Raw genomic sequence first — 24,263 nt, forward strand, 5'->3', positions numbered from 1 at the left:
GCCGCCAGCCCCGTGGGCGCGCCCCAGCTCAGCGCCGCGGCGCCCAGCTCCGGCGCCTCGGCCGCCACCCGCGCGCGCAGCGCCGCCGCGCCGCCGAACAGCCGCAGGCTCGCGCGCAGCTCCAGCAGTACCGCCTCCTCGACCTGCGCCACGCGCGGCGTGAACTGCAGCGCCCAGTGCGTCAGCGCCTGCAGCGCCGGCAGTGCCGCCGCCTCAGTGGGCGGCGCGGGCGTGCAGGCGGCGGCCCACAGCATCGCTGCGCTCCAGGACGGGAGAAGACGAAGGCTCCGACGCGACGCCCTGCGGCTGCGGCAGCGCCGCCGCCGCCTCGTGCCGCGCCGGCACGGCGCCCGGCCGGCGCGTGCGCGCGGGCAGCACCGCGCGCAGGCCCTGCGGCACGCTGGTGAGCTCGATCTCGCCCTCGTGCGCCGGGCCGCGGCGCTTGAGCAGGCGCACCTTCAGCGTCCAGGGCGTGTCGCCCGGCGCGGCCAACAGCCGCAGCGGCGCGGCCGAGGGCTCGTGACGCGCGGCGGCCGGCCGGCACACGAAGGCCGGCAGCGCAGCGGCGTCATCGCCAGGCCCGCCACCGCCGCCCTGCGCGCCCAGCTGCAGCCGCCGCAGCTGCTCCGGCCGCGCCTGCGGCAGCCAGGCCACCACCACGCCCTCGGCCGAGCGCAGCAGCTGCTCGGTGCACCACAGCTGCTGCGACGGGCTGTCGGCCCGCACCCAGACCAGCTGGTGCGGGTCCAGCCCCGACTGCAGCAGCCCCGGCGCATGCGGCGGGCGCGGCGGATTGACCAGCACCACGCGCCGGCCCCGCGCCGCCAGCGCCGCCAGCGCCGGGCCCAGCAGCCGCCACTCCAGCACCGCGGGCTGCGGCTGCAGCAGCTCGGTCAGCGCCCCGCCCGGCCAGCCGCCGCCGGGCAGCTCACCGTCCAGCGCCTCGAAACCCGTGGCCCAGGCAGCCACCGGCGCCGGCCCCAGCTCGCTGCCCCGCCACAACCCGGCCGCCACCGCCGGCGGCAACGCGGCCAGCGCGGAATTCGAAGCATGGGAGCGAGGCGGCGGGATGTCGGGCATGGGCGAGTTTTGAATACTGTGTTTCCATACAGTATCCAACACGTCCGGCCGGATTGGGAACCCGGTGGTGCGGGCGCAACAACATTTTTTTCAAAGCTGACGGCGCGCGGGTACAGCCGGCAGCGGCGGCGCGGGCATTTCGCCATTCTGGGAACGGCATTTGCTAAATAGCGCCCTTTCCGATGTTGTCAAAGCCGAAAAGGTCCGCTCCGGTCGTTTTCGGAGCCATGCCGCCTCCCAAAGGAGCGGGATGCGAGCGGGCAGGCCGGTAACTAAGGTTGCGTGCGCAGACAGGAAACGTCTGCCTGGAGGAACCCATGCGCCGCATCCATTTCCTGGCCGCGCTGGCCGCGACCGCTTTCGTGAATACCGCCTTCGTGAGTACCGCGCTGGCCAACCGGGCCGACGATCTGGCCACCGCCCACGGCGCGCTGCATTTTCATGGCACGCAATACAAGGTGTACAACCTGGGCAGCGTCCAGGGCGGCAGCAGTTATGCCAAGTCGGTCAGCAGCAACGGCAAGGTGGCCGGCTGGGTCAGTTTCAACATCCTGGGCGGAAAGCGCCCGGCGATATTCGCCGCCGGCCAGATTCCCAAGTGGATCGCCACCGACGGCCGCGGCGAGGCCACCGGCATCAACGCTTCGGGCCAGGTGTCGGGCTGGTTCCTGCAGGGCACGACGCGGCGTGCCTTCCTATGGACCAACAACGCCATCGTGCAGATACCCTCGCCCTTCAGCGGCGCCAACCATGCCGCGGCCATCAACGACAGCGGCGTGGTGGTGGGCTATTTCGAAACCTCGCCCGGCGTCACCCGGGCATTCAAGTTCCAGAATGGCCTGCTCACCGACCTGGGTAATTGGGGCGGCATCTCGGCCCAAGCCACGGCCATCAACAACAGCGGCGTCATTGCCGGCTTCAGGCAGAAATGGGTCAACGGCAAGCTCGTGAAGCAGGCCGTGCGGCTGGGCAGCGGCGGCTTGATGCAGGTATTCAGCCCGCTGGCCGGTTTCGACAATATCGTGCCCACGGAAATCAACGGCAACGGCGACATGGCCGGTTCGCTGTCGGTGGAGGCCAGCAATTTCCCGATGGATGCCGCCTCGTTCATCGTGCAGGGCAACGCCGTCAAGCGCATCACCGCGGCGGGCTGCTGCTTCGGCAGCGTGGGCCTGTCGCTCAACAACAGCCGCAAGGTGGTGGGCTTCATTCACGACCGGCTGGGCGACCCGGCCAACAACGCCTGGGCCTGGGACGTGCCGGCCGGCGCGGTCACGAACACGGCGCTGTCGGTGCTGCCCGCGGCCAAGGCCGCCGGCTGGTACCAGCTCACCGAGGCCGCCGACATCAACAACAACGGCGTGATCGTGGGCCAGGGCGCGATCCGGCCCGCGGGCGGCGGGCAATTGATGCGCGCCTTCATGCTGGTGCCGGTGCCGGGGCTCACCACCAGGGCGGCGCAGTGAGGCGTTGAGCCCGCGGCGCCGCCGCGCCGCCCTGCCGCGATGCCGCTACGCCTGCGCGCCGTAGCGCTCCTGCAGGTAATTCGACGCGTCTTCGAGCACCGGCAAGGCCTGGTTCCAGTACCCGCTGGCGAAATGTCCCCGCTCCTGCGCCGAAAGCAGTGAAGTCCAGAGCTGGTGCAGATTCATGCCGCCGCCGACATGCGCCAGCCCGGGGCAGTAGCGCAGGTGCTTCCTGCCCACGTTGAGCAGGGTGGTGTTTTCCGAATGGGCCAGGTGGAGGACGAAATAATCCTCGATCCGGTGCTCTCCCAGGAGCATGCCCGTGGTTTCCCTGGCCAGCAGCGTGGTGCGCAGCAACTGGTACAGGGGTTCATAGGAAAAATCGGCCAGCCCGCGTCCATCCTCGGCATCGAAATCAAAGGGGAAATTTTCAGAACGCTGCCTGGCCAGGATGTCCGCATAGCGCCGCAGCCGCTCCACGCCCCGGAGCCCGCCGAAGCGGTGCAGGAAATTGCCGCCTTCGTAGGTTTCCGTGAATTTCCACTCGATCAGGACCTGCGACACCTTGCCGTTGACCCGCGCCAGCATGAAGGCATCGACGCTGGTCTTCAGGTAGCCGCGCGCGCCGCCTTTTTCATTGATGGGAGAATTGCGCGGGCCGATCCATTCGAAAACGATGGGGCCGCGGTCGTCATACACTTCCCCGCCGAAATCCACGCCCGAAGGGAACCCGATGACCTCCTCGATTTCCAGGCCGAAGCTGTGGAAAAACGGCTGGATGAAGCCTGGATTCTGATTCAGATAACCCAGCACATTCAGGCAAGCGGCTGCGCTGCTGGCCGGATTGTCGATGGCATCGTGCAATTTCACGTTGCGTGAAATGCCGGCCTTGACGTGCTCGTTGTAGAACTGCCGGTCCCGGTAGGACTGCTGGCGTGCAATCAGGCTCTTCATTTCACTCCTCCCCCGTCGAATTTCTCGTCACGGCGGCGGTGTCGAGGCCGAAACCGGCGTGTCCGCCAGCGCCAGCGACTCCTCCAGCGTCACCACGCGGTTGCGCCCGCCGCGCTTGGCGGCGTAGAGGGCGCGGTCGGCCCCTTCCACCAGCTCCGTCACGCTGGTGCCGGGGCCGGGCAGCAGGCTGTGCAGGCCCACGCTGAGCGTGACGCGGCCCGTCTCGCCGTGGCGGTGCTCGATGGCCAGCAGCTGCACCGCGCGGCGCACCAGCTCGGCCACCACGCGCGCGCCTTCGGCGTCGGTGCGCGGCAGCAGCAGCGCGAACTCCTCGCCGCCCCAGCGCGCCACCAGGTCGCCCGGGCGGCGCGAGACGCCGCGCAGCGCCATGGCCACGCGGCGCAGGCAGGCGTCGCCCGCGGGGTGGCCGTAGCTGTCGTTGAACAGCTTGAAGCGGTCGACGTCCATCATCAGCAGCGCCAGCGGCTCGCCGTCGCGCCGCGCCGCGCGCAGCGCGTCGTCCAGCGCCTGGTCGAAGCGGCGCCGGTTGGCCAGGCCCGTGAGCGGGTCGAAGGCCGCCAGCCGCGCCAGCTCCTGGTTGCTGCGCGCCAGCTCCTCGTGCGCCGTCTCCAGCTCCAGCTGCGTGCGCCGCAGCTCGGTGATGTCGGTGCGGATGGCGATGTACTGCCAGGGCTTGCCGCGCTCGTTGAGCAGCGGAACGATGGTCGTGTCCACCCAGTAGGTGCTGCCGTCCTTGGCGCGGTTCTCGATCTGGCCCTGCCAGATGCCGCCGCGCGCGATGGTGCGCCACATCTGGCGGAAGAACGCCGGCGGGTGCCGCTCCGAGCGCACGATGCTGTGCGGGCTGCCGACGAGCTCCTCGCGGCTGTACTTGGACAGCGCGCAGAAGCGGTCGTTGACGGAGACGATCACGCCGCGCACGTCCGTCACCGCCACCACCGCGTGCACGTCGATGGCGCGCTGGATCTCGGCCAGGCGCCGGTGCGAGCGCTGCAGCTCGTCGGCCAGCGCCTGCTGCTGGCGCAGCGCGCGCAGCATGCGCACGCCCGCCAGCAGCAGCCCGGCCACCACCGCCGCCACCGCCAGCGAGCTGACCGCCGCCGAGCGCTGCCACGAGGCCAGCACGTGCCGGCGCGACATCGCCACCACCACCGTGAAGCCGTAGCCGCGCGAGCGGCTGAAGCTGTAGAGGCGCTCGATGCGGTCCAGCGGCGACACCGCCATGTAGCTGCCCGAAGCGGCCTTCAGGTCGGCGCGCCGGTACAGCGTGGCGTCGCGCTGGCGCAGGTCGGCACCCATGGCGGCCTCGCTGAAGGGGCGGCGCGCCAGCACCTGGGCCTCGGCGTTGTTGAGCGCGATCAGCGCATCGGGCCCCAGGTCGAAGCGGTCCAGGTAGCGCTGCAGGTGCGCCATCGACAGCGCGCCCACCACCACGCCGGCGAAGCTGCCGTCGGCGTAGGCCAGCCGCCGCGTCAGCGGGACGACCCACTCGCCGTGCGGCTCGACGCGGTAGGGCGCGCCCAGCATCAGGTCGTCGCGGGTGCTGGCGCGGTGCAGCTTGAACCAGTCCCGCTCGCGCGCGGAGACCTCGTGGCGGCGCGTGGCGTAGGAACTCGCCACCAGCGTGCCGCTGCTGTCGTAGACGTAGACGTCGTGCAGCGCCGGCTGCTCGCTCAGGTGGCGCAGGATCTCGTCGCGCAGCGCCTGCGTGGCGCCGCCGCCGTCCTCGTAGGGCAGCAGCACCGAGCGCGACACCAGCGCCATGAAGTTGTCCGACTCGCGCAGCGTGGCGTCCATGTGGTCGAGCAGCGTCTCGGCCAGGTTGGACGTGGTCTGGCGCGCCTGCGCCAGCGTCGATTCCCGCGCCTGCCACAGGAACAGCACCGTCGCCGCCACCAGCGCCAGGCAGGCCGCCATCAGCACCAGCTCCACGCGCAGCCGCGCCGCCGCGTCGGGCGCGGCCAGGCTCGGCTCAGGCAGGGGCTGAGGCTGAGTGGGGGCTGAATCGGAATTCGGGGCGCTCATGGCAGGGAAAACATGCCGCAGCCGCGATGGGGCGGCCGGCAACGGCGTCAGGACGGAGGCCTTGGCGACGCAGCCCCGCTGAGTCGCGATCGGCACGGCGCGCCGGAACTTGAGGGTACACGGCAGAAAAACCGTGTCGATTCGCTTCCGGCGCGCGCGCCGGGGGCGGGCACGGCGTTTTTCAAGGCAGTGTGCCCCCCGGAAATGAGCCCCGTGATTCTCCCGGGCAATGGGTAAGCGGTTTGCTGAGGTACCGGGTAACCCCTGCCGCATTGCCGCCCCGCACCCAAGCCCTTGCCGCCGCCATTCGCCCGCTGCCGTGCCCCAGCCGCCCGAACGACCTTCGGCGGCGGTCGCGGCGGCCCGCGGCAGGCACCGGGCCTTGCCGTTTCCGGTGGCGCGACGCAGCGCGGCGCCGTGTTGAAGAGTCACCGAGATGCAGGAACCGCCATGTCCAACCTCCGACCCCGCGCCCGCTACCGGCCGCCCTCTACCTCCTTCCTCAGCGCGTTCGGCGGCCCGGGCCCGACGCGCCTGCGCCAGGACGAGGCGGCGGAGCTGGAATCGCTGGCCGACCTGCTGCAGCACTTCTGGATACAGCTCAACCGCGCGCGCATCCAGCACCTGTGCCAAGCGCTGCCCGGCGAGCGGCTGGAGAGCCTGTGGCGCGACCGCATCCGCGAGATCCAGGCGCTGATCGAGCGCGCCGGGCTGCTCACCCAGGACCACGCCGTCGAGGGCCTGGAGCGCGCGCGCAGCGCCGTCGACGACTGGGAGCAGCAGGTGCGGCGCTTCATCCAGGGCCCGGCGCGCATGGCCGACTACTGCATCCTGCAGAACCGCCTGGAGACCATGGCGCGCGCCATCGACCTGTGCGTGCGCATGTGGCAGCTGGAGCAGCGGCGCGACTGAAGCGCAGGCCAGGGCCGAGGTTGCGGGCGCATCGGAGTGCGCGCCTATGATCGGGCGCACCTCCACCGCCCGCGAAAGCCCGCCATGACGCTGCTGCTGCTCGGCCTGATCCTGTTCCTCGGCACGCACTCGGTGTCGATCCTCGCTCCCGAATGGCGCCGCGGCTGGATCGCGCGCCACGGCGAGGGGCCCTGGAAGGGGCTGTACTCGCTGGTGTCGCTGGCGGGCTTCGCGGCGCTGATCGTGGGCTACGGCTGGGCGCGCCAGGACCCGCTGGTGCTGTGGACCCCGCCGCTGTGGACGCGCCACCTGGCGCTGCTGCTGATGCTGCCGGTGTTCCCGCTGCTGCTGGCGGCCTACCTGCCCGGGCGCATCAAGGCGGCGGCGAAGCACCCGATGCTCGTGGCCGTGAAGCTGTGGGCGCTGGCGCACCTGCTGGCCAACGGCACGCTGGCCGATCTGCTGCTCTTCGGCGGCTTCCTGGCCTGGGCGGTGGCGGACCGCATCTCCGTCAAGCGGCATCCGCGCGGCCCCGTGCCCGGCGCCCCGCCGCGCGCGGCCAACGACGCCATCGCCCTCGTCGCCGGGCTGGCGCTGTACGCGCTCTTCGTCACCCGCGCCCACGCCTGGCTGTTCGGCGTGTCGCCGCTGGGTTGAGCCCCCAACCGGCCGGGGAACCCGACTTGAGCCTTCGCTTTCGCATTCGTCTCCTTCCCTTGCTGCTGGCCTGCCAGGCCGGCGCCCTGCAGGCCGCCGCGCCCGCGGCCGCCTCCCACGACCTGAGCCTGCGCCTGGACCCGGCCGCGCACGCGCTACAGGGCGAGGACCGCATCACGCTGCCGCCGGGCCTGCGCGGCAGCGTGACGCTGACCCTGGCCGAGGCGCTGCGGGTCGAGCGCGTCACGGCGCGCGGCCGCGCGCTGCCCTTCACGCGCGAGGGCGAGCGGCTGCGCATCGCGCTGCCGCCGGGCACGCGCGCGCTGGCGCTGCGCTACGGCGGGCGCCTGGCCGGCGACGAGCCGCCGCGCGTGGCGCCCGAAGGCACGTGGCTGCCGGGCGAGGCGGCCTGGTACCCGCGCCTGGCCGAGTCCGACACCGTCGCGCTGCGGGTACGCACCCCCGCCGGCCAGCAGGCCGCGCTCACCGGCGCGCTGCGGCACGAGCAGCGCGAGGCCGATGGCGGCAACCGCGCCGACTGGACCGCCTACCCCGGCGAGCCGCCCACGCTCTTCGCCGGGCCCTGGACCTGTGAAACCCGCCCCCACCGCGGGCTGCGCCTGCGCGCCTGCTTCCATGCCGAGGTGGCGCGCCTGGCGCCGGACTACCTGGACGACGTGGCGCATCACATCGACCGCTACGCCGCGCGCATCGGCCCCTACGCCTACGCCGGCTTCGACGTGCTCACCGGGCCGGACCCGGTGGGGCTGGGCTACCCGGGGCTGACCTACGTCTCGCGCGCCATCGTGGCGCTGCCCTTCATGCGCGCGCGCTCGCTGCCGCACGAGGTGCTGCACACCTGGTGGGGCAACGGCGTGCGCGTGCGCGCGGGCGGCGGCAACTGGGCCGAGGGGCTGACCACCTACCAGAGCGACTACGCCCTGGCCGACGCCGCCGCCCAGGCGCGCATGCGCCGCGACTGGCTGCTGGACTTCGCCGCGCTGCCGGCGGAAGGCGACACGCCGCTGGCCGCCTTCGTCACCAAGGCGCATGCGCGCGACCAGGTCGTGGGCTATGGAAAGGCGGCCTTCGTCTTCCACATGCTGCGCCGGCGCATCGGCACGGAAGCCTTCGACGCGGGCTTGCGCCGCTTCTGGGCCGCGCGGCGCGGCACCGAGGCCGGCTGGGACGATTTGCAGGCCGCCTTCGAGGCGGCTTCGGGCCAGCAGCTGGGCGCCTTCTTCTCCCAATGGGTCACGCGCGCCGGCGCGCCGGCGCTGGGCCTGCGCGACGTGGCCTGGCGCGAGGACGGCGTGGGCCTCACGCTCACGCAGTCGCCGGACGGCGCGCCCTGGACGCTGCAGGTGCCGGTGGTGGTGGACACCGAGCGCGGGCCCGAGGCGCACGTGGTGGCGCTCGACGGCGCGCAGGCGCGCGTGGACATCGCCACGCGCTCGCGGCCGCTGGCGCTGCGCGTCGATCCGGAGGGCGACGTGTTCCGCCGCCTGGCCGCGGGCGAGCGCCCGGCCGTGCTGCGCGGGCTGCTGCTGCAGCCGGCGGCGCAGGCCGTGGTGCCGGACGCCATGGCGGCCGAGGGCCGCGACGCGGCGCGCGCGCTGGCCGCGTCGCTGCTGCCCGGGGCCGGCGCGCCGGTGCCGGCATCGGAGTGGGACCGTGCCCGCCCGGCGCTGCTGCTGGGCCTGGGCCCGCCCGAAGCCGTGGCCGCCGGCTTCGGGCTGGCGCCGCCGGACGGTGCGGCGATGGGTGCCGGATCGGCCCTGGCCTGGGCCGTGCCCGGCGCCGCCGCGCCCACCGTCGTGGTCGCCGCCGCCGACCCCGGGGCGCTGCAGGCGCTGGCGCGCTCGCTGCGCCACTACGGCGCCGAGAGCTGGGTGCGCTTCGACGGCGCGCGCCTGGCCGGCAAGGGGCTGTGGCCGGCGGCGGCGGACAATGCGCTGTCGGCCCGGCGCTGAACCAAGCCGAGCGAAAAAGGAGCAACCCATGACCACCATCCAGATCGACCTGCCCGATGCGACCGTGCAGGCGGCCCGCGAAGCGGGATTGCTGACGCCACAGGCCCTGGGACAGTTGCTCCATGACGCGCTCGAACGCCGCCGTGCGGCGGACGCGCTGCTGTCCATTGCCGACCGCGTCGAAGCAGCCGGCATCGAGCCCCTCTCGATGGACGACATCCAGGCGGAGATCAAGGCGGCACGTGCCGAGCGACGCCAGCGCGGCCCGGCGCCGTGAGAGCCGTCATTGACACCAATGTGTTGAACCTCAATCCCGCCGAAGCCCTGCGCCGCCTGGGTTGAAACCCGATCTGTCATGGCCCGATAAGCCGGCACACCGCTTGCCGATACTGGACATCCATCCAGTCAACGGAGATGACCATGACCGACAAGCACCTTCAATCCGAAGCCGAGCAGAGCAACATGCAGAAGGACCCACAGGACTGGGTCACCGGCGACGAGGCCATGACCGGGGCACAGAAGTCCTACCTCAAGACGCTGTGCGAGGAGGCCGGCGAGGACTTCGACGAGACGCTGACCAAGGCGCAGGCCTCCGAGCGCATCGACGAGCTGCAGCAGCGCACCGGGCGCGGCAGCCATGGCGGCGGGCAGGCCGGCAGCCACGGCCAGCAGCAGCACGGCCAGGGCCGCCGGCACTGAGAGGCAGGAGCCCGCGCGCGGCCCGGCCTCCGGGCCGCATGGCGCCGCGCCGGGCGCGCTGCCGGTCCTCTTGCCTGCGGCACCGGCGGCCCCATCTGCAAGGTTCCTTCGCCTTGCCCGCCGTGCCGCCCGGACCAGACCGCGGCCCGGCTCCCGTCCCTGACCGGCCACGGCCGCGCCGGGCGGCCTTCCCCGCAGTGCCATGCCCGCTTCCGACACCCTTGCCCGCCGCCTCGCGCTGCTGCTGGTGAAACTCAACCACGGCGAGCGGCTGGCGCCCGCCGCGCTGGCCGCGGAGCTGGGCGTGAGCGCCGCGACGCTGCGGCGCGACCTGGCGCGGCGGCTGTCGTTCCTGCCGCTGGAGCGCGAGCGCGGCGCCTGGCGGCTCGACGCCGCCTTCGCCGGGCGCCTGACCACGCGCGACATCGAGCACCTGGCCGCGCTGGCGGCGGTGCGCGCGCAACTGCCCGGCGACGACCTGGCACGCGAGCTGTTCGAGGCGCGCGTGCAGCGCAGCGTGCTGGCCGGCCCGGCGCCGGCACCCGATGCGCGCCCGGCGCTGGCGCGCACGCTCGAGGACGCCATCGTCGCGCACCGGCGCATCGGCTTCGAGCTGCGCAAGGACGAGGGCCGGCTGCAGGCCTATGCCGGCGTCGAGCCCTACCGGCTGCTGCGCCACAAGGGCGCGTGGTACCTGGCCGCACGCGACGCCGGGCAATTCAAGACCTTCTCGCTGTCGCGCATGCAGGCCCTGCGCGTGACGGACAGCGCCTTCGAGCCCGACCCCGGCACCGAGCGCGCGCTGGCCGACGACGACACGCTGTGGCAGGCGCGCGAGCGCGTCGTGCTGCGCATCAGCGCCGAGGCGGCGCCGCATTTCAGGCGAAGAAAACTCATCGCCAGCCAGAAGATCGAGCAGGCGCTGGAGGACGGGGCGCTGATCGTGTCGATGCAGGCCGCGCACGCCGGCCAGGTGCTGCCCATCGTGCGCTACTGGATGCCGCACCTGCGCATCCTCAGCCCCGCGGCCTGGCAGTCGGAGCTGGAAGCCGGGCTCGCGCGCTACCTCGGCGCGGCCCCCGGCGGCGTGGCGGCGGATGCCGGCGGCGACGCGCCAGACACGGACTGAAGCCGGTCCGGCGCGCCTGGCTTCAGCCCGCCAGGGCGGACAGCAGCGCCATGCCGTCCTCGCCATGAAACCGCGCCGCCGCGCCATCCCCCTCCGGCGGGATGGACTGCTCCTGCGCGGGCAGCGCGCCCGGTGCGCCCGCAACCGCGCCGGCGGCACCGGCGGCATCCTTCAGCCGCGCCTGCGCCGGCCGGCCCGGCCCGCCGACGTCGAGAACGTGCAGGAAAGACGGCAGGGAACGGGCATGGAGCAGCATGGCAAGGATGTCGGGTGAGGAAACGACCCTGGATCGCGGGACGCGGCTGCCGCGACGGCGGCGAGAACGCGTTCCCTCCAAGGGGGTAACAGGATGTGCATTACAGGGGTGCCGCGCGGGCCTGGCCATCACCCGTTGGAGGGGGTGTTGCCGCCGCGCCTTGCTCTAATGGCGGGATGCATGACACGGCAACCGCATCCCGGCCTGGCGCGGCCCGCGACCCGGCCCCGGCTTCGGTGCTGGCGCTGCGCTGGACGCTGGCCGTGCTGGTGGCGGGACTGGTGGCCGCCGGCGCCACCGGCTGGGCCCAGCACCGCGCCAACCAGGCGCGGCTGCAGGCCGAGCTCGACGCGGCCGCGGCGCAGGTGGCCGCGCAGCTGCGCCAGCGCATGCGCTCCTACGAGTACGCGCTCTTCGCCACGCGCGGCGCGGTGCGCGTGGCCGGCGGCTCGGCCGAGCAGCTCACGCGCGAGGCCTTCCGCCGCTTTGCCGGCTCCTTCGACCTGCGCGAGCGCTTCCCCGGCGCGCGCGGCGTGGGCTTCGTGCGCCGCATGCCGCGCGACCAGGACGAGGCCTTCATGGAGGAGATGCGCCGCAAGGGCGAGCCGGGCTTTCGCATCCGCGAGCTCAACCCGGAAGGGCTGGACGCGCGCGAGCGCTACCTGCTGATGTTCCTGGAGCCGCCCACAGCCGGCGCCGCCGCCGTCGAGGGCCTGGACCTGGCCACCGAGCTGCGCCGGCGCGAGTCGCTGCGCGCCTCCATGCTCAGCGGCGAGCCGCGCATCTCCGCGCCGCTGGCACTGGCGCAGGACGGCACGGCGCAGCCGCGCAGCTTCGTGCTGTCGCTGCCCGTGTACGCACGCGGCGGCAGCCTGCGGCCCGAGGAGCGCGCGCAGGCGACCTACGGCTGGGCCGTGATGCCGCTGGTGGCCGACGAGGTGATGGCCGATTTCGACAGCCGCGACGGCGCGCTGGCGCTGGCGCTGGGCGACCTGCGGCCCTGGGGAGAGGCCGAGCGCTTCTTCGCCTCGGCGGGCTGGCGCGAGGCGGGCTCCCGGGGCGTCAAGGCGCTGCGGCTGGAGGTGTTCGGGCGGGAGTGGGAAGTGCGGGTGCAGGCGCTGGCGCCGTTCGCGCAGCGGCTGCGCCTGCCCTCGCCGCTGGCGGCGGCGCTGAGCGTGGCCAGCGGCTTCGCGGTGCTGGCGCTGCTGCTGCACGCCCTGCTGCGCGCCGCGCAGCGCCAGCGCCACGAGCAGACGCTGCGCCGGCGCACCGAGCAGGCCGAGGCCGCCAACCACGCCAAGAGCGCCTTCCTGGCGCACATGAGCCACGAGATCCGCACCCCGCTCAACGCCGTCATCGGCCTGTCGCAGCTGCTGCAGCGCATGGCGCTGCCCGACAAGCAGCGGCTGTACGTGGACCACATCGCCAGCGCCGGCACGCAGCTGCTGGCGCTGGTCAACGACGTGCTCGACGTGAGCAAGATCGAGGCGGGCGAGATGCGGCTGGAGGACGTGGCCTTCGAGCCGCGGCCGCTGCTGCACGACCTGCGCGCGCAGGCCGAGGTGCTGGCCGCGGGCAAGCCGTTGCGGCTGCAGCTCGACGTCGCGGACGACTTCCCCGAGCGGCTGCGCGGCGACCCGATGCGCCTGAAGCAGGTGCTGCTCAACCTGCTCAACAACGCCGTGAAGTTCACGCCCGAAGGGCTGGTGACGCTGCGCGCGCAGGCGCTGCACCACGAGGACGGCCGCAAGGGGCTGCGCTTCGACGTCAGCGACACCGGCATCGGCATCGCGCCGGAGCAGCAGCAGGCCATCTTCGAGCCCTTCACCCAGGCCGACGCCTCCACCACGCGCCGCTTCGGCGGCACGGGCCTGGGACTGGCCATCGTCAAGCGGCTGGTGGCGATGATGGGCGGCGAGCTGGCGCTGCAAAGCCAGCCCGGCGCGGGCAGCACCTTCAGCGTGACGCTGCCGCTGCGCGCGGCGGAATGAATTTCGTGTACTGAATGCCCGAGATTCTTCTCAAATAACCGCCAGGAAAGGCGGCGCGCCGAGGCAAACAGCATTCCCAAATTGTTGCTTCACCCGCCGACAAGGCCAGCCGTAAAACTCTGATACCAAATATTCGGCAGTTTTCACGGCCGCAGGCGATATGCAAACTTATCCGCCCTGCCATCAATGGCCCGTGTCGGGGGTTTAAAAAGAGTTTTGCGTTGCTAGGCTCCACCCCGCATGACGAATTTGCGTGCTTATTTTCATGGAGGGGTCCGTGAAACCCATGATGATTGCCTTTTCGCTGCTGGCAGCCGGTTTCCTGCAGGGCGCCCAGGCCGCCAATTCCTCGGGCGGCGCTGAAAACGCCACAGGCGCCGCGGACACGGCAGCTGCGGAAGCCACCGGCAGCCGCGGCTACCGCACGCTGCGGCTGGGCACGGTGCAGGGCGGCAGCAGCTTCGCGCTGGCGCTGAGCCCCAACCACAAGGCCGCGGGCTACGTCACCCTCAACATTGCCGGCGGGTACCGGCCGGCGCTGTTCATGCCCGGGTTCGCGCCGCGCGTGATCCACACCGACGGCCCCGGCCAGGGCACCGGCGTCAACGGCCTGGGCGAGGTGGTGGGCTGGTTCCAGCAGGGCACGCTGACGCAGGCCTTCCGCTGGAAGTTCGACCACATCACGACGCTGCCCTCGCTGGGCGGGGGCAGCTCCTACGCCGCGGCCATCAACCATTTTTCGGAGATCGTGGGCTGGTCCGAGGTCGCGCCCGGCGTGCGCCACGCGGCGTACTGGAGGGGCGGCACGGTGGTGGACCTGGGCGCCTGGGGCGGCGTGGCGGCGCAGGCCACGGCCATCAACCGCCGCGGCGACATCGTCGGCTGGCGCGAGCTCGACGTGGCCGGCGAGCGCGTGCGCCAGGGCGTGCGCCAGCTCAAGGGCCAGCGCCCGCAGCTGCTGCGCATTCCCGCGGGCTTCGACAACCTGGTGCCCAGCGCCATCAACGACAACGGCGACATCGCCGGCCACATGTATCCCGCCGGCCAGGAGCTGTTCGCCTCGGTGGGCTTCCTGCTGTCCGGCAACTTCTACAAGCGGCTCACGGCCGAGCCCGGCTTCCCGACCTTCGGCCTGGCGCTCAACAACCTCAAGGAAGTGGCCGGCTACAAGTTCGAGGGCACGGCCGACCCGCGCGCGCGGGCGCGGGTCTGGCGCAACAGCGGCAACACCTCCGTGGCGCTGGACCGGCTGCCCTCGGCCGTGAACACCGGCTGGTGGGCGCTGGGTGACGCGCACGGCATCAACGACAGCGGCGTGATCGTGGGCGTGGGCCAGTTCAATACCGCCGGCGGGGGCCGCAACATCGAGGCCTACATGCTGGTGCCGCGGTAGCGACCGGCAGACAGGCTCGGGTGCCCACGCGCAGTGCGGGCCGTCCACCCTTCGATAGCTCGGGGCGAACGGAATACTTCACCGGCCATGGCCAGTGGACATCACTCCTGGTTCGGATCGATCCACACCTTGGGCGCCATGGGCCCGCGGTCGCCCAACACGAATTCGTAGGACACGCGCATGCCCGGGCGCAGGCGCTGGGCGTCGCCCGGCGGCAGCGAGCTGAACGGGAAGAAGACGTTGTCGCCGCCGGTGTCGGGCGTGATGAAGCCGTAGGTTTCCTTGAGGTTGGCGATGCGGCCATGCTCCAGGGTCTCGGAGTCGGGCGGCGGCGTGGGCGCCCAGTTGCCGGTGGGCGGCGCGGTGAGCACGGCCGCCGGCAGCGCCGAGCGGTAGTCGGGGCGGAAGTCCGGACGCCCCTCGCTGCGCCCTTCGGGCCGCGCCTCGATGCGCCCTTCCATGCGCGTCTCGGCCCGGAAGTCCGGCCGGGCCTCGGAGCGTGCCTCGCCGCGCGGCTCCGCCGAGCGCAGCTCGGGCCGGTAGAACAGGCTGTTGACGGTGGCGTCGTCCTCGCTGCCGGGGGCGTCGATGATCTCGCCCATGCGCAGCGGATAGGTCACCTCGTTGTAGAGCAGCTGCGAGGTGCGGGTTTCGCGCAGGTTGCCGGCGTTGTCGGTGAAGGAGAAATCCCAGCCCAGCAGCATCACGCGGGTGCCCAGGGTATTGAGCTTGCGCACCAGCGGCAGGAAATCGCCGTCGGCGGCAATCAGCGCCAGCACGTCGAAACGCTTGTAGATGGCCATTTCAAAGGCTTCGAGCGCCAGCCAGACGTCGATGCCCTTTTCCCCGTCCCGGCCCATGAGCAGGTAATGGGTGGTGATGCCCTCGTGCATGAGCACGTCCTCGAAGGAGCGCTCCTGGTAGAGCATGTCGCGCTCCTCGGCCTCGCGCGCCTTGACGCGGCCACGGAAATAATGGGCATCGACGATTTGCGTGAATTTGACGTCGGTGCCTTCCTCGGCCGCCACGCGCGAGCGGATGTAATTGTGCAAACCCTCGATGCTGATGCGGGCATGCCGCGGATGCTGGGCCGAATAGAAATTGCTCACGCGCCGGAAGAAATTGCCGTCGTAGAAGATGCCGATGCGCGAGAGTTTCGAGTTGCTGGGTAACATGATTCAAATACCAAATTGTTGATTTCTGGTTGCCGGAAAGGTGTCTGCATCCAGGCCTGCGCGCCGCCGGGCTTGCGGACCCCTGGGCCCGCAGCCTTCCTGGCTCGTGTCGCGCCCCGCTGGCGGCCGCAGGCCGGCCTCGGGTGCCGCGAGCCGGGGATTGTCGCCTGCAGCGCAGGCACTGCGCCGCCTCTTGCCCGGCAGATCGCATTTTTTGCGCTCGACGCCGGCCCGCCGCAGCGGCGCCGACGCCTGCGCTGCCGCACCGCGGGTATCGGCACGGGTCCAGGCCGGGAAGGCGCGAAGGCGGGAACGCGCGGTCCGGGCGACGGGGATCGGGGCGCAGCGGCCGCCGCCCGCACTGCGCCGCCCCCGAGCCGGCCTCAGTCGCTCGTGCCCTGGTGCACGATGTCCACGGCGAACTGCACCTTCGAGATGCCGCCGATCCGCTGCAGGAACGCCTGGTACTGGCCGGCATCCGCGAACTGTCCGCGGTTGAGCCACAGCGTCAGCTGTGAAAAGGCCGATGGCATGTACTCGGTATATTTGAGGCTCAGGCTTTCGCCGAATTCCTCCTTGAGCAGGGCATTGGCCGCATCCTCAACGTCCTCGTTCTTGTTGATGATTTTCTTGCTGAAATACGTCCAGACTTCTTCCTCGTCCTTGACCAGCCGCAGGTACACACCATGGCTGTACGCGAAGCGCCAGACGATGGGCTGTTCAGCCGGCGCCTTCTGGAACTTGAAATATTTCCTGTCTTCCTTCAGCAGTATCGACGTGCCGGCGTGCACGAACTCGATCCGGACATTGAGCTTCTGGTCCTGGCTGTCGATCAGGAAAACTTCGAGATTCACGTCCGCGATCGTGGCATGCACGTCCTTGAGGCTGACCACCTGGAAATCGTCCACGAGACTGAAGGAAACCTTGCCGTCCCGCGCCAGGCAAGCCAGCTGGGCCTCCGAGAGCGTCAGGTCGAAACGTTCGCGCTGCCGCCCCGGATGGTGCTGACGCTGGTTCAGCAGGTTCCTGACCAGGGACAGCGACTGTTCCTGCCGCACGGACTCGCCAATTTGCGCAAAATCATCCTCAGTCAGGAAGGTATTGATCACCTTGTCCTGGTCCTTTTCGTCCAGCTCATCGAGCTTCTTCTTCGTGTTGGCAATGCCGCTGCGCAGCTTCTCGAACTCCAGAAAGCGGCTGACCCAATGCTCCAGGTTGTAGAAGTCGTCGCCCACGTCAGCCAGGTATTCGTACTGCCAGGCCTTGACGAAGTGGTACTGGGCCCACAACAAATGGGCGCGGGCCCTTTCCTGCATGCCGCGCAGGTACGTCTTCATGCCGGGGTCCAGCACGCCGTCCGCCACCTGGCGCTGGCTGGTCAGCGCATTGAGCTCCAACATCGCGGTCGAAAGCCGTGCGCTGTAGTTCACGACCAGCTTTTGCTGCAGACAGAATACGCCGGCCGCCGATGATTTCCTGGCATTGAGGTCCTTCACGTCGGCCAGCAGTTTCAGGTATTCAGCCTTCAGCTCGCTGCCGGCCAGGATCTTCTCCGCCTGCCGATCGACCTCCTGCTCATCATAGGGCGCGCACATGGCCACGATGCCCTGACCGACCCTGGAAATACCATCTCCCAGCCCGGACAGGCTGCTCAGCAGGTTCTTCGTCTTTTTCTCCGCGGCCTTCTTGTCTTCCGCGTAATTTTCCAGCTGGTTTGCGAAGTCGGCCTTGCGGAGCTCCAGCGCCTTGACTTTGTCCAGAAGTTCCTGCTCGTGCAGCATCTTGGCCCTGGCGCTGTCCTTGACGCTCTTGTTCAAACTCTGGAGCTGGTCTTCGAGTTTCTTGCGAGCGCGGTCCATTCTCAGGCCGGCCTTCCATGCCAGTTCCGCCTCGAATGCCGTAAGCTCCTCGCCCTTGGCCTTGGCCTGTGCCGCATTGCCATTTTTCTGCAAATCGAGCATGGCCTTGCGGGCCAGATCGATCTCACTCACCAGCCGCTCGCGTTCGCCCACGAGCACGTCGGTCCATTCATTTTCCACTGCGGCGCTGAGTTTATCGGCCTTGCCTTCTATGGCTTCCACCGCGGCCTGGGCCTGCTTGATCTGGGCTTTCAGGTCATCGGCCGACCCGGCGGGTCGGGGTACGCTGGAGCCGCTGAGAGAAACCAGCAGATCCTCGTTGTTCTCCAGGAAATCGCCGGCCTGCTTGCCCAGTTTTGTGAACAGCGAAGCCAATTGTTTGGAGGAGTCCGGCTGGGTCCAGTCATGGTCGCCGACCGTGGCCAGCGACTTGCCCGCCAGGCCCAGGAAGGGCTGGCCCAGGGGGATGATTTCCGCCAGGCCGCCGACGAGTTTCATCATGCCACTGAAGATGCGTTGCTCTTCGATTTTCGTCCGTGCCAGTGCCGCGGCCTTCAGGCGCAGGGCGTCCACATCCGCCTGCCTGGCCTGGAACTGCTCCTGCAACCGGTCCAGGTCCTTCTTGGCCGCTTTCAGGTCGGCATAGGCCGTGCCCAGGGCCGCAGATACGGCGACCATTTCATTTTTTACGGCACGGGAGGTCTGCGAAATGGCCTGGCTTTTGTCGTCGAGCCGGTCCCAATGGTGCTCGAGCTTGGAGGCAAAATACAGCACCCGCGATGACTGGATGCTGAACCAGTGCCAGATCTGGTAATTGCTCTTCAAATCCAGGCGGGGCACCCAGCCGGCGGGGTTGCCGTAGAAATCGAGGTTGTTGTCCAGGTTGCTGCGCATCGCCACGATTTCATTGAGCTTGCCGCTCAATTCCGGGCCCAGCGGTTCGCCTGAAAAGGCCAGCGCATGGTAGTAGGGACCGATCATCTGGCGCGCCGTCGTCCGGTGGCCGTTGCGGTAGGCGTCCTGGGCGTAGGCCACCACCGCTTGCACGGCCTGGGGATGCAGCCAGCCCCGCGGCGGGCCGGCCCGGGTTTCAACCGCACCGCGGCCGCCGTCCACGCCCTTTTTCGCCGCTGCGCCGGCACCGGGCTTGGCATCGACCCGCGTCAGCGTGAAGGTCGGGTTCAGCGGTGCCTCGATGACGCCGTCGCGCTGTATCGCGTACATCTCGCCCCAGTACGCCGGCAGGGGCGTGCCTGGAGCGCCGCCCGCGACCGCCGGCGTTTCCGGGCCGCACGCACCGCCGCCGACCTCACACAGCGCCGGATCGGCCGGCATGCCGGCGATCCATGAGATGACCGATCCGCCCTGGCCGCCGTTGCCTGGCCTGCCGCCGGCATAGGCATCCTCGCCGTCGCCGGGGCGCTGCCGGCTGCCATCGACATGTGTCTTGTACTTGGCCAGCTCGCCCTCGACGCAGCCGATGCGTGCCGGATTCGGAAACGCCCCTGCCGGCACCAGGAATTCGCAGCCCAGGGTACGCATCGTGTCCAGGCTGGGGAAGAACGTGCGCCGCGCCCGTGCAATGTACGAATTGCAGTTGTGGAGTATGAGGCGCAGGTGCACGACCTTGTCGTTCTTCAAGGCGAAATCCTGGCCGGAAACCCCTTCCAGGCTGCCGGCGCCAAAACCGCCGTCGGGCCAGCGCCAGCGGCCCTCGCTTTTTTCCTCCACGCCGGACAAATTGCCCAAGTGGTCGCGAATGTCCTTGATCTGCACGGGGCGCAAATTCTTGCCCTTGTCGGCACCGGGTTGATCGGCCGATTTGGGCTCGTAGGGCTTGAGCCCACCCATTTCGCCGGCCTGGCCCGGACTTCCATTGCAGATGAAGCGCTTGCGGCCATTGCCCTGGCACCGGATCCGGCGCACGTACAGATGGACGTCACCGGCCTTTTCGCCGTGCCGGCCGTCGGCCGCGATGAAAGTGGGCTTGCCGCTGCTGTCGGCGGGATGGTTGCCTTCCTTGCTGCGGGTCGGGCACAGGGCTGCCTGCACGAACGGCAGCGGCGTGGTGTCGATGCATGCGAATTCATCGCCCGAGTCCTCGAAAATCAGCTCGCGCGCATGAATGCGCACATCGGTACCCGGGAACCGCAGCGGCACGCGAATGATGATCTGGTCCGCGCGCAGGTCGAGGGATTTCAGGTCCAGGACGTCCTTGCCCTGATAGGCCATCTGCTTGAGATAATCGTCGCCCCGATCGAACACCAGCCTGACGCCGGACATTGTCACCGACCGGGTGCTCCTGTTTTCCACGGTATTGAATTGCAGTTCGACGCCTGGATTCGCATGCGCCGCGATCTGCACGTAGCCACGGTCGTCGGGGTCCGGAAGCTTGCGCACCGGGTCGATGAGCAGTGGCCTGCGGAAACTGCCGTCACCCAGGGCCGGCCTGGTATCGACGACGGGTGCGGCCATCAACTCCAGCCCCAGGGCCACGAGTTGGCGGCTGTCCATCGCCTGCAATTCCGTCAGGGGCATGTCGGTCACGGCGGCATGGCGATTGACGGCATCGATCACGGCCTGGCGCTGCTCGGCGTCGCTCATGCACGCCAGTGCGGCGCGGTCATGGGAGCCGGCACGCAGCAGGAAAACGACCACGGCACCGCGGCCGACCAGCGCCTCGTTGCCTAAACCCTGAAAGTACCCGCCCGACTGGTTGGTATGGCCGGCCAGCTCGACGATCAGGGTATTGCGCTGGTCTTCGGAGCTCATCCGCTCCAGTTCCGCCGCCGACCGCCAATGGGCAGCTTCCAGGAGGCCCCGAACGGTCATCGTGACGATATCGGTCATGATCATGTCCTCGCGCTTGAGCGCATGCCGGCCCGGGTTTCTACTTTTCGAGAGAGAGCATCATTTTTTTCAGCTGGCTTTTCGCGATGGTTTCGTAGAGATTGCTCTTGGCATCCTTGTCCGGCTGGTATTTGTACATGTATTCCTCGCCGATGGTGCCCACGCTGTCCGAATTGGCCGGCGTGATCATGATGATCTGCTTGGTGGCCAGGCCCATGCGCACGCCCACGGTGGAAACGAATACGGCCAGTTTCCTGGGCTTGTCGCAGCGGCTCTGGATGATGAATGCCTTGCGGGTTCCGTCGAAGGCCTCCTTGAGCGCCTTGCGGCCGCCATAGAGAAACAGAGCCTTGCCGCAGTCGAGCACCACGTCGCCCTGTGCCGTGGTCATGCTGTCGAAATCATCGGTGCCGTGGGCCTTGACCTGGTCGGCAAACTTGCTCTTGTGAAAATCATTGTCGGCGAGCGCCACCCAGCCATAGGCTTCCATGGCGCGCACCGGGGTGCAAAGCAGCGTCGAACCCAGGACGGAGAGTGCAATCCGGTACTTTCTGTCCATGGCGATACCTCGCTTGCCTGAATCGCACACAGCGACCCCAATCCCGTTCGAGACGGGCGTGACGGTGCGGCAGCCTGGTTTTTCACCATGCCGGACGCTGCACCGTAAACTGCGAAATGGCCACAACGGTAATCCTGGCGGCCGCTGCCCGCAGTGTCACCAATTCAAAAATGGGGCAACAACGAGCAAGCGTTGCTATTTTTCAATACCGGCACGGCAATCGGGTACGTGGCTTTGGTTTTCCCGGCCCTGCGGACGGCGTTTTTATTTCCGGGGCGGCTTGCCGCGTGGACTCGGCGATGGCCGGCGGCCCCGCTGCCGCCTGACGGAAGCCGCCGGCGCGCCGGTGCATACTGGCTGCCCGCGCCGCCCGCCGAGGAGCGCGGCCACGAAAAGCCGCCCGGCACCATGGCCTTGGCGGACAGCTGCAGGGAGACGCGTTCTTGAAAACCATCGGCCTCATCGGCGGCATGAGCTGGGAATCCACCGTGCCCTATTACCGGCTCGTCAATGAAACCGTGAAGGCCCGCCTGGGCGGGCTGCATTCGGCGAAGGTGATTCTCTACAGCGTCGATTTCCACGAGATCGAGCGCCTGCAGCGCGAAGGCAACTGGGCCTCGGCCGGCATGCTGCTGGCGCAGGCCGCGCGCGCGCTGGAGGCCGCGGGCGCGGACTTCCTGGTGCTGTGCACGAACACCATGCACAAGGTGGCCGCGGACATCGAGGCGGCGGTGCGCATCCCGCTGCTGCACGTGGCCGACCCGTGCGCCGAGGAGATCCGCCGCGCCGGCATCACCACCGTGGGCCTGCTGGGCACGCGCTTCACCATGGAACAGGACTTCTACAAGGAGCGGCTGCGCCAGCGCCATGGGCTGCAGGTGCGCGTGCCGGAGGCGCCGGACCGGGAGACGGTGCACCGCGTCATCTACGAGGAGCTGTGCCTGGGCCAGGTGCGCGCCGAGTCGCGGCGCGCATTCCGCGGCGTGATGGAGCGGCTGGTCGAGCACGGCGCGCAGGCCATCATCCTGGGCTGCACCGAGATCACGCTGCTGGTCGGGCCGCAGGACGCCTCGGTGCCGCTGTTCGACACCACGACGCTGCACGCGGTGCGGGCGGCGGAGCGGGCACTGGGCGCGGATTGACCTGACGTGCCCAGCGGCGGCTTCACGCCGCCGGCAGCGCCGACGTCAGGCCCAGGTGCTGCACGAAAGGGTCGAAATCCCGGTCCGCATACAGCAGCACATGGCCGCGCTCGATGCAGCAGGTGGCGATCAGCGTGTCGATGGTCTTGCGCACCGTCACGCCCAGCGCGCGCAGGGAGCGGAAGTTGCGCGCGGCCTGGATGGCCAGGTCCGCGCCCACCATCTCCACCACCTCCAGCGACAGGAGCAGCTGTCGGGCGCGGTTGAAGTCGCGCTCGCTGGCGAAACCCTGCAGCACCTCGGCAAGGATCAGGTCACCGGTGGCCAGCAGCTCCCGGCCCAGCAGCCGGTCCAGCTCGTCGGCCTGCGCCGTCGGCGTGCCGCGGAAGTAGTCGATCCAGACGCTGGAATCGACCACGATCACCGGTCGGTCCTCATCCGCTCCAGGTCGCCCTGCCAGTCGAGCTGGCCGCGCAGCTGGCGCAGCTCCTCCTGCCGCCGCAGCCGCACCAGCGCGCGCAGCCCCTGCTCCACCGCCTCGCGCTTGGTCTTGGCGCCGGAAAGCCGCAAGGCCTCTTCCATCAGCTGGTCGTCGATCTCGATATTGGTGCGCACGATGTGTATCCTTTTCCCCAACTCTACACATCACGGGCTCGGCACGGCATGGAGCACCTTCTCGCCAACATCGTCTGGCATGCCCTGTCCGGGCCGCAAATCAGGTACTCGGTGGGTACCGCCACGGCCCGGCGCTACGCCCCGGGTTTCTCGCCCATCGTGGGTTTCGCCGACCAGGACCGGCCGGATTTCGACGCGCTGCGGCCTTGTTGCGAGCCCGGCGAGCACTTCTATTGCGACGGCTGGTCGGGCCCGGCGCCGGCGGGCTGGCACATCGAGGCCGAGAGCACGATGTTCAAGATGATCTGGGACGGCGGCCCGCCGCCCTGTAGCGACGACGGCGCGGCCGACATCGTCGCGCTCGGCCCGCAACATGCGCAGCAGGCGCTGGAGCTGGCCACGCTCACGCGCCCCGGCCCTTTCGGGCCGCGCACCATCGAGCTGGGCGCCTATTTCGGGATATTCGACGGCGAGCGGCTGGTGGCCATGGCGGGCGAGCGCATGGCGGCCGGGCCGTTGCGCGAAATCAGCGGCGTGTGCACGCACCCGGATTTCCAGGGCCGCGGCTGGGCGCGGCGGCTGATGCTGCACGCCATGCGGGCGATGCTGCGGCGCGGGGAAACGCCGTTCCTGCACGTCATGAGCGAAAACCACGGCGCGCACGGCCTGTACCGGCGCATGGGATTCCGCGACGCCAGGGAATCGGTGGTGCGGGTAGTGGCGCCTGCGTGAATTTGTCCCGGTTCGTCCCGGTTTTTCCGGCCGGTTGTCGGAACTCAAGCCGGACGGGAAGGTGCTTGGGCATCCTTCGCGCGCCGGTGCAAGGCGGTACGTGCCGGCATTTCCGGAGATTCCCTGCCACGGTCCGCGCCGCGCGGAGCGTGGATGGATTCCGTTCATGACGACAAAAGGTCTTTCGATGAAATCCAAGTTCCGTATGAAGCAGGTTCTGATCGGTGCCGCCGTGCTGGTGGGCGTGGGCACGGTGCTGGCGCAGGCCTCGGGCCTGACGCGCACGCTGGTGGCGCGCAACGACGTGTCCTTTGCCGCCAACCGCGAAGCCGTGGTGGTGCGTGTGGACGTGGCGGCCAACGCCGCGGCCGGGCGCCACACGCACCCGGGCGACGAGGTGGCCTACGTGATGGAAGGCCAGCTGCAGCTGACGGTGGAAGGCCAGGCGCCGCGCCTGGTCAAGGCCGGCGAATCCTTCACCGTGCCGGCCGGCGTGCCGCACGACGCCCACAACGACGGCGCCGGCACCGCCAAGCTGGTCGGCGTGTACCTGGTCGAGAAGGGCAAGCCGCTGGTGGCACCGGCGCCGAACTGACGATTACGGTTTCCGGGAGCCGGCCGAGGCGCCGGCTCCCTGCTCCGATCCGACACCGCGATGTCGCAAACCGACAAGACGGTGTCGCCGACGCACATCCGCAGGCGAGCACCGCTTCCTATATTTTGGGCGTGGATGTCGTAAATATCAGCGCGCGACGGCATTCATGATTTGAACCAA

Annotated in this window: 21 protein-coding genes and 1 pseudogene; 12 read left to right on the forward strand and 10 right to left on the reverse strand. The window is 69.7% G+C overall.

From position 1 onward, the window contains the following. Window positions 1–254: pseudogene (locus FJ694_RS25535) on the reverse strand (DNA polymerase Y family protein); the annotation flags it as partial. Further along, entirely contained in the window at window positions 214–1,080 is an 867-nt protein-coding gene (gene imuA, locus FJ694_RS25540; protein WP_157270145.1) for a translesion DNA synthesis-associated protein ImuA, read from the reverse strand. The pseudogene FJ694_RS25535 and the gene imuA, both read right to left, overlap by 41 nt. A gap of 317 nt (window positions 1,081–1,397) precedes the next feature. Between imuA and FJ694_RS25545 the strand changes: the two genes are divergently transcribed. Then, window positions 1,398–2,546: a DUF3466 family protein gene (locus tag FJ694_RS25545; RefSeq protein ID WP_157270146.1), complete on the forward strand. Its 1,149-nt coding sequence runs from the start codon at window positions 1,398–1,400 to the stop codon at window positions 2,544–2,546. A 45-nt stretch (window positions 2,547–2,591) separates the two neighbouring features. Here FJ694_RS25545 and FJ694_RS25550 read toward each other — a convergent pair whose 3' ends face one another. Then, entirely contained in the window at window positions 2,592–3,500 is a 909-nt protein-coding gene (locus FJ694_RS25550) for a PGN_0703 family putative restriction endonuclease (RefSeq protein ID WP_157270147.1), read from the reverse strand. A gap of 27 nt (window positions 3,501–3,527) precedes the next feature. After that, window positions 3,528–5,546 (reverse strand): diguanylate cyclase domain-containing protein, encoded by a 2,019-nt coding sequence (locus FJ694_RS25555; RefSeq protein ID WP_198320992.1) that lies wholly within the window; start codon window positions 5,544–5,546, stop codon window positions 3,528–3,530. A gap of 450 nt (window positions 5,547–5,996) precedes the next feature. Between FJ694_RS25555 and FJ694_RS25560 the strand changes: the two genes are divergently transcribed. From FJ694_RS25560 to FJ694_RS25585, 6 genes are all read left to right on the forward strand, one after another. Then, window positions 5,997–6,458, forward strand: a complete 462-nt coding sequence (locus FJ694_RS25560; protein WP_157270149.1) for a Rossmann-fold NAD(P)-binding domain-containing protein — start codon at window positions 5,997–5,999, stop codon at window positions 6,456–6,458. Between the two features lie 84 nt (window positions 6,459–6,542). Next, entirely contained in the window at window positions 6,543–7,115 is a 573-nt protein-coding gene (locus tag FJ694_RS25565; protein ID WP_157270150.1) for an NnrU family protein, read from the forward strand. Between the two features lie 26 nt (window positions 7,116–7,141). Then, on the forward strand, window positions 7,142–9,088 hold the full coding sequence (locus FJ694_RS25570) for a M1 family metallopeptidase (RefSeq protein ID WP_157270151.1): 1,947 nt from the start codon (window positions 7,142–7,144) through the stop codon (window positions 9,086–9,088). Between the two features lie 28 nt (window positions 9,089–9,116). Then, window positions 9,117–9,365 carry a hypothetical protein gene (locus tag FJ694_RS25575; protein ID WP_157270152.1) on the forward strand — a complete coding sequence of 83 codons (249 nt, stop codon included), beginning with the start codon at window positions 9,117–9,119 and terminating at the stop codon, window positions 9,363–9,365. Between the two features lie 143 nt (window positions 9,366–9,508). Continuing rightward, complete coding sequence (locus tag FJ694_RS25580; RefSeq protein ID WP_157270153.1) at window positions 9,509–9,787, forward strand: DUF3072 domain-containing protein; 279 nt, start codon at window positions 9,509–9,511, stop codon at window positions 9,785–9,787. A gap of 202 nt (window positions 9,788–9,989) precedes the next feature. Beyond that, window positions 9,990–10,916, forward strand: coding sequence for a WYL domain-containing protein (locus FJ694_RS25585; protein WP_157270154.1), 927 nt, complete (start codon window positions 9,990–9,992; stop codon window positions 10,914–10,916). A 22-nt stretch (window positions 10,917–10,938) separates the two neighbouring features. Here FJ694_RS25585 and FJ694_RS25590 read toward each other — a convergent pair whose 3' ends face one another. Beyond that, window positions 10,939–11,172, reverse strand: a complete 234-nt coding sequence (locus FJ694_RS25590) for a hypothetical protein (RefSeq protein ID WP_157270155.1) — start codon at window positions 11,170–11,172, stop codon at window positions 10,939–10,941. Between the two features lie 176 nt (window positions 11,173–11,348). Here FJ694_RS25590 and FJ694_RS25595 point away from each other — a divergent pair, with 176 nt between their 5' ends. Then, window positions 11,349–13,163 (forward strand): CHASE domain-containing protein, encoded by a 1,815-nt coding sequence (locus FJ694_RS25595; RefSeq protein WP_157270156.1) that lies wholly within the window; start codon window positions 11,349–11,351, stop codon window positions 13,161–13,163. Window positions 13,164–13,449: 286 nt separating this feature from the next. Further along, entirely contained in the window at window positions 13,450–14,556 is a 1,107-nt protein-coding gene (locus FJ694_RS25600) for a hypothetical protein (protein ID WP_232540224.1), read from the forward strand. A gap of 101 nt (window positions 14,557–14,657) precedes the next feature. Here FJ694_RS25600 and FJ694_RS25605 read toward each other — a convergent pair whose 3' ends face one another. The 3 genes from FJ694_RS25605 to FJ694_RS25615 all read right to left on the reverse strand — a co-directional run bounded on the left by FJ694_RS25605 (window position 14,658) and on the right by FJ694_RS25615 (window position 20,999). Further along, window positions 14,658–15,731, reverse strand: coding sequence for an NYN domain-containing protein (locus tag FJ694_RS25605; protein WP_157270158.1), 1,074 nt, complete (start codon window positions 15,729–15,731; stop codon window positions 14,658–14,660). Window positions 15,732–16,114: 383 nt separating this feature from the next. Then, entirely contained in the window at window positions 16,115–20,440 is a 4,326-nt protein-coding gene (locus FJ694_RS25610; protein WP_157270159.1) for an AAA family ATPase, read from the reverse strand. Between the two features lie 40 nt (window positions 20,441–20,480). After that, the gene (locus tag FJ694_RS25615) at window positions 20,481–20,999 is read right to left on the reverse strand and encodes a hypothetical protein (protein ID WP_157270160.1); all 519 of its coding nucleotides are present in this window, start codon (window positions 20,997–20,999) and stop codon (window positions 20,481–20,483) included. A 443-nt stretch (window positions 21,000–21,442) separates the two neighbouring features. Between FJ694_RS25615 and FJ694_RS25620 the strand changes: the two genes are divergently transcribed. Further along, the gene (locus tag FJ694_RS25620) at window positions 21,443–22,141 is read left to right on the forward strand and encodes an aspartate/glutamate racemase family protein (RefSeq protein ID WP_157270161.1); all 699 of its coding nucleotides are present in this window, start codon (window positions 21,443–21,445) and stop codon (window positions 22,139–22,141) included. A 22-nt stretch (window positions 22,142–22,163) separates the two neighbouring features. Here FJ694_RS25620 and vapC read toward each other — a convergent pair whose 3' ends face one another. Together vapC and FJ694_RS25630 are read right to left on the reverse strand one after the other, a co-directional pair. Then, complete coding sequence (gene vapC, locus FJ694_RS25625) at window positions 22,164–22,565, reverse strand: type II toxin-antitoxin system VapC family toxin (protein WP_157270162.1); 402 nt, start codon at window positions 22,563–22,565, stop codon at window positions 22,164–22,166. After that, entirely contained in the window at window positions 22,562–22,756 is a 195-nt protein-coding gene (locus tag FJ694_RS25630) for a type II toxin-antitoxin system VapB family antitoxin (RefSeq protein ID WP_157270163.1), read from the reverse strand. Before FJ694_RS25630 ends, vapC begins: the two co-directional genes overlap by 4 nt. 48 nt (window positions 22,757–22,804) lie before the next feature. Here FJ694_RS25630 and FJ694_RS25635 point away from each other — a divergent pair, with 48 nt between their 5' ends. Together FJ694_RS25635 and FJ694_RS25640 are read left to right on the forward strand one after the other, a co-directional pair. Continuing rightward, on the forward strand, window positions 22,805–23,488 hold the full coding sequence (locus tag FJ694_RS25635; RefSeq protein ID WP_157270164.1) for a GNAT family N-acetyltransferase: 684 nt from the start codon (window positions 22,805–22,807) through the stop codon (window positions 23,486–23,488). A gap of 205 nt (window positions 23,489–23,693) precedes the next feature. After that, entirely contained in the window at window positions 23,694–24,083 is a 390-nt protein-coding gene (locus tag FJ694_RS25640) for a cupin domain-containing protein (protein ID WP_232540223.1), read from the forward strand. Window positions 24,084–24,263: the final 180 nt, after the last annotated feature.

This window comes from Azohydromonas aeria (assembly GCF_009760915.1).
In the GTDB taxonomy this organism is placed as follows: domain Bacteria; phylum Pseudomonadota; class Gammaproteobacteria; order Burkholderiales; family Burkholderiaceae_C; genus Azohydromonas; species Azohydromonas aeria.

Bases quoted from the DNA above. Each gene is read 5' to 3' on its own strand.
- imuA (WP_157270145.1), bottom strand. From the start codon at position 1,080: ATGCCCGACATCCCGCCGCCTCGCTCCCATGCTTCGAATTCCGCGCTG.
- FJ694_RS25545 (WP_157270146.1), top strand. From the start codon at position 1,398: ATGCGCCGCATCCATTTCCTGGCCGCGCTGGCCGCGACCGCTTTCGTG.
- FJ694_RS25550 (WP_157270147.1), bottom strand. From the start codon at position 3,500: ATGAAGAGCCTGATTGCACGCCAGCAGTCCTACCGGGACCGGCAGTTC.
- FJ694_RS25555 (WP_198320992.1), bottom strand. From the start codon at position 5,546: ATGAGCGCCCCGAATTCCGATTCAGCCCCCACTCAGCCTCAGCCCCTG.
- FJ694_RS25560 (WP_157270149.1), top strand. From the start codon at position 5,997: ATGTCCAACCTCCGACCCCGCGCCCGCTACCGGCCGCCCTCTACCTCC.
- FJ694_RS25565 (WP_157270150.1), top strand. From the start codon at position 6,543: ATGACGCTGCTGCTGCTCGGCCTGATCCTGTTCCTCGGCACGCACTCG.
- FJ694_RS25575 (WP_157270152.1), top strand. From the start codon at position 9,117: ATGACCACCATCCAGATCGACCTGCCCGATGCGACCGTGCAGGCGGCC.
- FJ694_RS25580 (WP_157270153.1), top strand. From the start codon at position 9,509: ATGACCGACAAGCACCTTCAATCCGAAGCCGAGCAGAGCAACATGCAG.
- FJ694_RS25585 (WP_157270154.1), top strand. From the start codon at position 9,990: ATGCCCGCTTCCGACACCCTTGCCCGCCGCCTCGCGCTGCTGCTGGTG.
- FJ694_RS25590 (WP_157270155.1), bottom strand. From the start codon at position 11,172: ATGCTGCTCCATGCCCGTTCCCTGCCGTCTTTCCTGCACGTTCTCGAC.
- FJ694_RS25595 (WP_157270156.1), top strand. From the start codon at position 11,349: ATGCATGACACGGCAACCGCATCCCGGCCTGGCGCGGCCCGCGACCCG.
- FJ694_RS25600 (WP_232540224.1), top strand. From the start codon at position 13,450: ATGATGATTGCCTTTTCGCTGCTGGCAGCCGGTTTCCTGCAGGGCGCC.
- FJ694_RS25605 (WP_157270158.1), bottom strand. From the start codon at position 15,731: ATGTTACCCAGCAACTCGAAACTCTCGCGCATCGGCATCTTCTACGAC.
- FJ694_RS25610 (WP_157270159.1), bottom strand. From the start codon at position 20,440: ATGACCGATATCGTCACGATGACCGTTCGGGGCCTCCTGGAAGCTGCC.
- FJ694_RS25615 (WP_157270160.1), bottom strand. From the start codon at position 20,999: ATGGACAGAAAGTACCGGATTGCACTCTCCGTCCTGGGTTCGACGCTG.
- FJ694_RS25635 (WP_157270164.1), top strand. From the start codon at position 22,805: ATGGAGCACCTTCTCGCCAACATCGTCTGGCATGCCCTGTCCGGGCCG.
- FJ694_RS25640 (WP_232540223.1), top strand. From the start codon at position 23,694: ATGAAGCAGGTTCTGATCGGTGCCGCCGTGCTGGTGGGCGTGGGCACG.